The sequence below is a fragment of the Comamonas sp. genome, from assembly GCF_036643215.1.
Lineage (GTDB): Bacteria > Pseudomonadota > Gammaproteobacteria > Burkholderiales > Burkholderiaceae_C > Comamonas.
Genome location: NZ_JAVXSJ010000059.1, coordinates 1 through 8,184, shown reverse-complemented (window position 1 = coordinate 8,184; position 8,184 = coordinate 1). Strand labels below are relative to the sequence as shown.

Here is an 8,184-nt window from a genome sequence, read left to right as displayed (position 1 = left end):
GTGGGCAGCAAGAAAGAGGGCGGCTTGTAGGGCTGGCCCATCACCTTGGTGCCGCCGCGCTTGCGGGTCTCCAGCAGGCCTTCATCGACCAGCGCATGCACTGCCATGCGCACGGTGGTGCGCGAGACGCTGTGCAGGGCTTCGAGTTCTTCGACGGTGGGAATGCTTTGCCCTACCGGCCATTCGCCCGTCGCGATCTTGTTGCGAAATAGCCGGGCCAGCTGCAAATGCAGCTTGTCGCGGGTCTGAGAGGCGGTGGGCGCGGGAGTCATGGGCAGGGCTCTATCGGAATCAGTGTAGCAAATAAAGTATCTAAACAAATACTTTATTAATGAAAAGGACGAAGACGAGGAAGACCCGCTTATTAGGCCGTCACTAAACACGCCAAGAGTTCACAAATGTCACCATTTTTGTCGCTTAAATGACTTTTAAACTCATGGTTTTGATAGCGAACAGTGCCTGTGACCATTGGTCGCCCGGCACTTTGACAAGGGCAAGCCTTGCCCGGGAGTTGATGGTTTCATGCAGCAGCAGTACGAGTGGCAGTTTTTCCGCGCCGGCGATGTGGACCAGGTGGTCATACGCACCGGCCAGGACATTGCCCACATTGGTGAGTTAGACAAGAAGCTGTGGGTGGCGCTGGCCTGCCCCACACGCGGAATTGAATTTGATAGCGCAACGCTGGATTTGATTGACGAAAGCAAGGATGGGCGCATTCGCCCGCCCGAGCTGGTCGCCGCCTGCGAATGGGCCGTAGCGCGTGTGCGAGACCCGCAAGTGCTGGCCGATGGCGGTGATGTGCTGCAACTGGCCAGCATCAACGACGCCACCGAAGACGGCGCGCCTTTGCTGGCCGAGGCCCGGCGTGTGCTGGAGCTGGCGGGCGAGCCGCAGGCCAAAGCCATCACGCTGGCACAGGTACAGGAGCGCCTGGCTTCTCTGCAAGCGCTGCGCTTTAACGGCGATGGCGTGGTCAGCGCGGCAACGGCTGAGGGTGACGAAGCGCTGGCCAGCCTGATTGCCCGCATTCAGGAGCTGTATGGAGCGGTAGATGGTCACGACGGTGTGCCCGGCATTGATCGCATCAAGGCAGAAGCCTTCTGGGTCGATGTGCAAAGCCTGCAAGACTGGTTTGGCAAAGCAGCCGAGCTGGGCTGCCACCTGCAGCCCCGCGCGCTGGCGCTGGCCGCAGCCGAGGCAGTGAATGCCGTGCAGGCCAAGGTCGATGATTTTTTTGCCCGAACCCGATTGGTGGAGTTTGATGCGAACGCCAAGGCGCCGCTGAACCCGACCGAAGAGGGCTATGCCGCTTTAGGTGTGCAGGTGCTGAGCAACACCTCTGAAGCGCTGGCCGCACTGCCGCTGGCAGCGGTCACCGGCGAGCGCAACTTGCCGTTGGTGCATGGCGTCAATCCCGCATGGGCTGCGGCGCTGCAAACCCTGCGCGAGCAGGCGATTCAGCCGGTCTTTGGCGATGCCTTGATGGTGCTGATCGAAGAACAATGGGATCAGCTCAAAACCATGCTGGCGCATTGCCAGAACTGGCTGGCCGAATGCCCTGCCACGCCGCTGGGGGCCTTGAGTGAAGCCGAGGTTCAAGCGTTGCTGGGCAGCGGTCTGCAAGATGCGCTGACGCAGTTGCTCGACCATGACGACGCTGAAAAAGAGCACAGCCTGCAAGCCATGGCCTTGGAAAAGCTGATTCGCCTGCAACGCGATCTGCTGCCACTGCTCAATAACTTTGTCTCCTTCTCCTGCTTCTACCGTCGCGAAGGCGCGGCGTTTCAGGCCGGTACGCTGTTCCTTGATGGTCGCAGCTGCGATTTGACAGTGGAAGTGGCCGATGCTGCAGCTCACTCGGTGCTGGCGGCCATGGCAAAAACCTATCTGGCTTATTGCGAATGCAGGCGCGAAGGCCAGAAAAAAATCATCGTCGCGGCGTTTACGGCGGGTGATGTGGACTTTCTGTTCGTGGGCCGCAACGGCGTGTTCTATGACCGCGCGGGCAATGACTGGGATGCCACCATCATCAAGCTCATCGATAACCCGACCAGCATTGGTCAGGCCTTCTCATCGCCGTACAAGAAGTTCGTGCGCATGATTGAGGAGCAAGTCGCAAAGCATGCTGCGGCCAAGAACGATGTGGTGAATGCCAGCCTCAGCGACAACGCTACCAAGCTGGTGACGGCCCCCAAGGACCTGGCCCCCGCACCGGCCGCAGCCAGCGCACCGCGCAAGACGGATGTGGGCACGGTGGCCGCCATTGGCGTGGCACTGGGCTCATTGAGCGCGGTGATGGTCGGTATCTTTGGCAAGTTCATCGAGCTGGGCCCGTGGATTCCGGTCGCCATTCTGGGCATTGTGCTGGCCATCTCCGGCCCCAGTATGTTGATCGCCTGGCTCAAGCTGCGCCAGCGCAGTCTGGGCCCGATTCTGGATGCCAGCGGCTGGGCCATTAACGGCCGCATGAACATCAACCTGGGCCTTGGGCGCAGCCTGTCGCAAACGGCCAAGGTGCCCACCAACGCCAAGCGCAGTTACGCCGACCCGTATGCGGATAAGCATGGGCTGCGCAACACCCTGTGCGTGCTGGGTCTGGTTGTGGTGACCGTGCTGCTGGCCTGGCGCATGCACTGGCTCGATGCTGTGCTGCCGTCGAAGGTATCGGCGCAAACGGCTGTATCGGCTGCACCTGTGGCTGAGGACACTGCGAAGTAAGCTCACGGCAGTCCCATGAGAAACACGCTGGTTACCCAAGTACCAGCGTGTTTTTTTATGTCTGTAGCGCTATGTAATCAATAGCTTCTTGCGCATTTATTGCTTGATATTCATGACGTTTTTGGCCTGAAACCCATGAAAGAGTTGCGCATGCAGCTCCTGTTTTCGATAGCCCGTGCTTGCTGCTCTGTGGGTGATCTGGGGTTGCCGTTCAGGTGAGCGTCCTACGTCTTGAGGAATTGCATTGTGTGAGCATTTACCTCCTTTTTAACCACCCAAACGCATTCACATATGGCGAATATCAAAGTTCTGATGGTTCTCACAGGTGCTGACACTTGGACCATGAAAAGTGGCACTCGCCACCCCACTGGGTTCTGGGCTGAAGAATTCATCAAGCCGCACAAAGCATTTCTGGCCGAAGACTACGAAGTTCATATCGCCACACCACGCGGCAGACCACCGACGGTTGATCCGCTGAGCCTTTCTCTGGGCTACAACGACAACAACCAGCAATCGGTAGATGATCAAAAAGCGTATATCGCTGCGCAAGATGCCATTAAAAAACCGCTGGTCCTGGGTGACATCAACCCTGCGAATTACAGCGCAGTATTCACGGTAGGCGGCCACGGACCCATGCAAGATCTAGCCGTGGACCCCGACATCGGCAACATCATCGCCGCCATGCTGGGCGCCAACAAAGTCTATGCAACCGTCTGCCACGGCCCTGCAAGTCTGCTGTCGGTATTTGACAAGGATGGCAACTGGCTGTTCAAAGGCAAAAAGCTCACCGGCTTCAGCAATGAAGAAGAAAATCAGGCCACTTTTGCGGGCGACGCCCCTTGGCTGCTGGAAGACCGCTTGCGCCTTGCTGGTGCCAACTATGTGAAGTTAGCGCCTTGGACGCCCCACGTCGTTGTGGACGGCAATCTGGTGACAGGTCAGCAGCAGGTTTCATCACAAGTCACGGCAGAGGCTGTGATCAAGCGCCTGAAAGAGCTGGGCGTCAAATAAACGCAGGCTCTTGGGTCTTGCTTATGTGCCTTGTTTATGCCGTAGCGTTGAAGCAAGGTCTCCGCTGACTCAGCAAAAACACGCTGGATACTAAAGTACCAGCGTGTTTTTTTATGCCTGAATTGCTATGTAATAAAGAGCTGCTTGCGGTTTATTTAATTGCGTTTCAGATCATTTATTGCTCTGAAAGCAATGATGGTCAAGCGCAGACAGCTCCTGTTTTTGAAAGTCAGCGTTACACGCCAGACAGCAGCGGCATGCCTGTGCGGCGCGTAAATTCTTCGTAGCTGATGGGGGAGGCCATGCGCGTGTCGGCGCTGTTGGCCTGCCAGTGCACCCAGCTCTTATGGGTGCTGGCGTCATAGACTAGCTTGAAAATGTAGTCGGGCACAGCTACTTTTCCCGGGCCAATCGCCGCTGCATTTTTGGTGAATACAGGGCCGGTGAAAACATAGACATCGCCCTTGGCGCGTAGCGCATATTTGCGCGTAGCTTGCTCCACCTGACTCCATGCACCGGCGTTGTGAATCTGATTTTGCGGAACCATATTCGCCAGACTGAAGCTTTGTGCCATGGCCTCGGGCGTGCTCATGTCTGCGGCCGGTGCCATGTGGCCGCGCGAGTAGCCGGAGTGCTTGTAGTCGTCTAGCTCTGAGCGCTCAGCCCGGGGCAGGCGGGCATCGGCATAGAACTTGTCGGCGCGCTTCAGGCCCTGGCCTTGCTCCAGCAGGCGGCGGTTCAGCCGCTGGGCGACAAAGACTGGCGTTTTTGTCGAGCCGTTGTGCAGCACGGCAAAGCTGCTGAAGCACAGCTCGCGTTCATGCGGGTGCAGTTGCAGAGTCGGGACCTTGCCGCCGGGAAAGAACTGCGAGCAGCTGGCGAAGCGCATGGGCTGGCCAGAAGCCGTGACATCGGCCTTGTCCACCTTGCCGCCCACGGGGCTGGTGTGGCCTGTAGAGGAGCCGAGATCGGGCCAGCCATTTTTGCGAAAGGCGCTGAGAGTCTCATTGAGAGCGCTCAGTGCAGGGATGTTCAGTGTCTGAATATGCAGCGCAGCCAGCCCCTGATTGAGCAGCTTTTCAGCCGATGCGGCGGGGTCGAAGCTGCAACTGGCAATCTGAAAGCTGGCAAGCGCCGAGGCACCGGCAGACAGCACAAAGCGCTTGATGCGGAAGATGCCGAAGGCAGCAGTTCTGGAAGCAAGGCTGCGCTTGCGCGCAGGCGATTTCTTTTTCTTGGCGGTCGTCATTCAGGCGGCAATAGTACGCCGGATGCGTGCTCTAAAAAGCATAGTGCGGCCCGAAGGCCGCACTTTATGTTGTGCTGTATGAAAGGACTTGTTTCCTCGTGCTTGTCAGGGCTGTTTCGCCGCGCTTGCCGGGCTGACGATTTCTGGAATTGCGCAATGTGTGCTGGCCTCGCTCATGACGATGTCCTGCTCGTGTTTGGCCACTTCTACCGACATGGCTTGCGGCAGCGGCACTGCGTTTTTCACGGCCAGAATTTCGGCCATCACGCTCACCGCAATCTCGGCCGGGGTTTTGCTGCCGATATAAAGGCCGATAGGTCCGCGCAATTTGGCCAGCGACTCTTCGGTCTCGCCAAAGTGCTCCATCATGCGTTCGCGCCTTGCATGGTTGTTGCGGCGCGAGCCGATGGCGCCTACGTAAAAGGCGGCGCTTTGCACGGCTTCGAGCAGGGCCAGATCGTCCAGTTTGGGGTCGTGTGTCAGGGCGACGATGCAGCTGCGCGCATCGGGCTTGAAGGCGGTGACGGCATCGTCGGGCATGTCCATCACCTTGCTGACTTGCGGTACAGACCAGCTGCCTATGTATTCCTCGCGCGGGTCGCAGACGGTGACCGTGAAACCATTGAACAGCGCCATCGTGGCCAGATATTCGGCCAACGCGCCCGCGCCAATCAGCAGCATGCGGTAGCCGGGGCCAAGGTGGTTGGTAAGCGTGTGGCCGTCAAACTCCAGCGCATCAGGCTGCTCGGCCACCTGCAGGCTGGCTTCGCCGGTGGCGCAGTTCACGCTACGTTTCACCAGCGATCCGGCTTCAAGCTGGGTCACCAGCTCTTGCAGACTGGCTGCGTCGGGGTTGAACTCCAGCAGAAGCTCCAGCGTGCCGCCGCAGGGCAGGCCAAAGCGGTGGGCTTCATCGGCGCTGACGCCGTAGCGCACCAATTGCGGTGGACCATCCGTAATGCCTTGGTTCTGGTTCAGCGAATGGGTGTGGCGCGCAATCAAATCGTCTTCAATGCAGCCGCCAGAGACCGAGCCAATGGCGCGGCCGTCTTCACGCAAGGCCATCATGGAGCCAACGGGGCGGGGTGATGAGCCCCAGGTGCGCACGACAGTGGCCAGCAAGGCGCGCTGCCCGGCGCTGCGCCAGTCGCGTAATGCCTTGAGGACCAGGACGTCGATATTGTCCATTGCTTGCTTTCTTTATTTGCTGGCAACTGCCAAATCAGTCATGTGCCGCTGTCGGCGTAAAAAGGCCTTCCGTGGCCATTGTGAAGGACAGGGAAGGCCAATGGGGAGTGCTGTGTATCAGTGCTGTGCTTGAGACTGTTTACGCAGCTGGCCTACCTTGGCGGGCAGGTCTTTCCATGCATCCACACCGTATTGCATGCGCATGGTGTTGAGCAGGGTGGCAATCTGCGCATCGCTTAATGCATGGCGGAAGGCGGGCATGGTACCCAGATCTGCATGGGCTGGGTTTTGCACGCCTTCCAGTACGGCCATGATGGCGTTGTCAGGCGAGGCGGAATGCAGGCTGGTGCTCAGTGCCAATTGCGGGCGCACGCCAAAGGTGCTGGCCGAAGGATCTGCGCGGTGGCAGGCCATGCAGGCACCCTGATACAGGCGGTAGCCTTCAGTGTCCAGCGCCAGCTTGGGCTTGGCAGTCTTTTCTTCGATCAGCGCTTTGGCATCGCCGGGGGCGGCATTGGCGTCGCGGTAGCTCATCAGATAGGTGGCAATGGCGTCAATGTCGGCATCGCTTTGCTGCGACAGGCCGTGAGCCACGGGTGCCATGGGGCCGGCAGCCACGCTGTGGCGCTCGGAGAAACCGGTCTTCATGTACTCAACCAGATCACCCTTGGTCCAGGGCAGGGGCGATGCCGATTTGGAGGTCAGAGCGGGTGCATCCCAGCCTTCAGCGCTGCCGCCTGCAAAGTGGAATTCGCCGGTCTTCTCAGCGGCCATGCCGTTGCGTGGGGTGTGGCAGGCGCTGCAGTGGCCCAGGCCTTCGACCAGATAGGCACCGCGATTCCACTCGGGGGCTTGCTGTGCATCGTCAGCCACCACGCCGGGCTTGAGGTTGAGCCAGTTCCAGGCGGCAATGCCGCGGCGCACGTTGTAGGGGAAGTTCAGCGCGGTCTTGGGCGCTTCATTTGATACAGCGGGCTCGCTCATCAGGAAGGCGTACAGATCCTTCATGTCTTCATCGGTCACGCGGCTGAACGCTGTGTAAGGGAAGGCGGGGTAGAGGTACTGGCCTTCGCGGTCCACACCGTGGCGCATGGCGCGCTCAAAGGCTTCATAGGTCCAGCTGCCAATGCCGGTCTGCATGTCTGGCGTGATGTTGCTGGTGTAGATGGTGCCGAAGGGACTGGGCATGGCCAGACCGCCGGCATTGGTCTTGCCGTTGGCTGCGGTGTGGCAGACGGCGCAGTCACCCATGGCGGCCAGCAGCTTGCCCTTGGCGATTTGCTGGGGAGTGAAGTCAGCGGATGGAATGCTGGCTTGCGTGGCAATCTCGCCCTGATGGGTGAGCGCCAGACCGGCGACTGCCAGCACGGCAACCAGTGCCGCACTGCCAATCAGGATTTTTTTGAACGTTCGCATGTGTGTACTCTTTATTTGTGGGGTCACTTGGACGAAGCGTTGCCGGTATCGGCCTTGGCTGCCTTGAGTGCTGCCAGCACGCGGCTGGGCGTGAAGGGCACTTCAAAAAGGCGCACGCCGGTGGCGTCAAAGAAGGCATTGGCAACGGCAGCAGCGCTGGGAACGGAGGCCGATTCGCCAGCGCCCATGGGTGCTTCGTTGGGGCGCTCGACCAGCAAAGAGTCGATCTCTGGCAGCTCGTCAAAGCGCAGGATGGGGTAGCCACCCCATTCCAGCGAGGTCACACCGCTCTTGTCGAAAGTGACAAATTCCTTGAGCACGCGGCTGGTGGACTGCACCACATTGCCGTGCACCTGGTGGCGCACGCCTGCGGGGTTGACCATGGCACCGGTGTCTTGTGCGACAAAGACCTTGTCCACCTTGATTTCACCGGTTTCGCGGTCCACGGTCACATCGACAGCCCAGGTCGCCCAGGCGGCACCGTAGCCGGGGAACTTGCTGTGGATGTAGCGCGCATAGGCAAAACCGCGACCCTTGACCAGGCGTTGGTCTGCAGGAGCAGGGTTGCGATGGGCAGGGCCGTCCTGCCAGTTGCATTGCTT

General features: G+C 59.5%; 7 protein-coding genes. 2 read left to right on the top strand and 5 right to left on the bottom strand.

Annotated features, from left to right (window positions below; translation table 11 throughout):
* The coding region (locus RSF91_RS19160) for a winged helix-turn-helix domain-containing protein (protein WP_332569908.1) at positions 1–272 on the bottom strand (272 nt) is incomplete at its 3' end.
* A gap of 250 nt (positions 273–522) precedes the next feature.
* Between RSF91_RS19160 and RSF91_RS19155 the strand changes: the two genes are divergently transcribed.
* Complete coding sequence (locus tag RSF91_RS19155; protein ID WP_332569907.1) at positions 523–2,718, top strand: hypothetical protein; 2,196 nt, start codon at positions 523–525, stop codon at positions 2,716–2,718.
* A gap of 342 nt (positions 2,719–3,060) precedes the next feature.
* Entirely contained in the window at positions 3,061–3,729 is a 669-nt protein-coding gene (locus RSF91_RS19150) for a type 1 glutamine amidotransferase domain-containing protein (protein ID WP_332569906.1), read from the top strand.
* 235 nt (positions 3,730–3,964) lie between these two features.
* Here the strand turns inward: RSF91_RS19150 and RSF91_RS19145 are convergent, their stop codons facing one another.
* The 4 genes from RSF91_RS19145 to RSF91_RS19130 form a co-directional block, all read right to left on the bottom strand.
* On the bottom strand, positions 3,965–4,978 hold the full coding sequence (locus RSF91_RS19145) for a DNA/RNA non-specific endonuclease (RefSeq protein WP_332569905.1): 1,014 nt from the start codon (positions 4,976–4,978) through the stop codon (positions 3,965–3,967).
* 105 nt (positions 4,979–5,083) lie between these two features.
* Complete coding sequence (locus RSF91_RS19140; protein ID WP_332569904.1) at positions 5,084–6,166, bottom strand: XdhC family protein; 1,083 nt, start codon at positions 6,164–6,166, stop codon at positions 5,084–5,086.
* A 117-nt stretch (positions 6,167–6,283) separates the two neighbouring features.
* Positions 6,284–7,582, bottom strand: coding sequence for a c-type cytochrome (locus RSF91_RS19135; RefSeq protein WP_332569903.1), 1,299 nt, complete (start codon positions 7,580–7,582; stop codon positions 6,284–6,286).
* Between the two features lie 23 nt (positions 7,583–7,605).
* Positions 7,606–8,184, bottom strand: a 579-nt coding sequence (locus RSF91_RS19130) for a molybdopterin cofactor-binding domain-containing protein (RefSeq protein WP_332569902.1), incomplete at its 5' end; no start/stop codon positions are given.